The organism is Saccharopolyspora rectivirgula DSM 43747, from assembly GCF_000497205.1.
In the GTDB taxonomy this organism is placed as follows: domain Bacteria; phylum Actinomycetota; class Actinomycetes; order Mycobacteriales; family Pseudonocardiaceae; genus Saccharopolyspora; species Saccharopolyspora rectivirgula.
The window spans coordinates 1-1066 of record NZ_AYJW01000137.1; the positions used below are offsets into that span (position 1 = coordinate 1).

General features: G+C 62.9%; 1 protein-coding gene. It reads right to left on the reverse strand.

All coding sequences use genetic code 11. The features are described 5' to 3' along the window. Window positions 1-1066: AAA family ATPase (locus SREC43747_RS0119230; protein ID WP_029722998.1), on the reverse strand; the 1066-nt coding region annotated here is incomplete at both ends.

A 1066-nucleotide genomic window follows, 5' to 3' on the forward strand; every position in this document is an offset into this window, starting at 1 on the left:
GGTTCGCCGCGGAAGGTGAACACCGCCTGGTCGTCGGGGCCTTCGCCGTCCCAGTTGTCGACATCGACGATGACGATCTGGCCCGGCTCGACCTCGCCGAACAGGATCTTCTCCGACAGCTTGTCCTCGATCTCGCGCTGAATGGTGCGCCGCAACGGCCGCGCCCCCAGCACCGGATCGAACCCGCGCTTGGCCAACAACTTCTTGGCCTTGGCGGTCAACTCCAGCGCCATGTCCTTGCTCTTGAGCGCCTTTTCCACCCGACCGGCCAACAGATCCACCATCTGCACGATCTCGTCCTCGGTCAGCTGGTGGAACACGATGATGTCATCGATGCGGTTCAAAAACTCCGGTCGGAAGTGCTTCTTCATCTCCTCGTGCACCTTGGACTTCATCCGCTCATAGCCGGACTGGGTGTCCTGGCCCGAGGAAAAGCCCAACCCCACGGCCTTGGAAATGTCCTGGGTGCCCAAGTTGGAGGTGAAGATCAGCACCGTGTTCTTGAAGTCGACCGTGCGACCCTGCCCATCGGTGAGCCGCCCGTCCTCCAACACCTGCAACAAGGTGTTGTAGATCTCCTGGTGCGCCTTTTCGATCTCGTCGAACAGCACCACCGAGAACGGCTTGCGCCGCACCTTCTCGGTCAGCTGCCCACCCTCTTCGTAACCGACATACCCGGGCGGAGCCCCGAACAACCGCGACGCGGTGTAGCGGTCGTGGAACTCACCCATGTCGATTTGGATCAGCGCGTCCTCATCGCCGAACAAGAACTCGGCCAACGCCTTGGACAGCTCGGTCTTGCCCACCCCCGACGGGCCGGCGAAGATGAACGAACCCGACGGGCGCTTGGGGTCCTTCAACCCCGCCCGCGTGCGGCGAATCGCCTGCGACACGGCCTTGACCGCATCCTCCTGACCGATGATCCGCTTGTGCAGCTCCTGCTCCATGCGCAGCAGCCGAGTCGTCTCCTCCTCGGTGAGCTTGAACACCGGGATCCCGGTCCAGTTCGCCAACACCTCAGCGATCTGCTCGTCATCGACCTCCGCCACGACGTCCAGATCGCCGG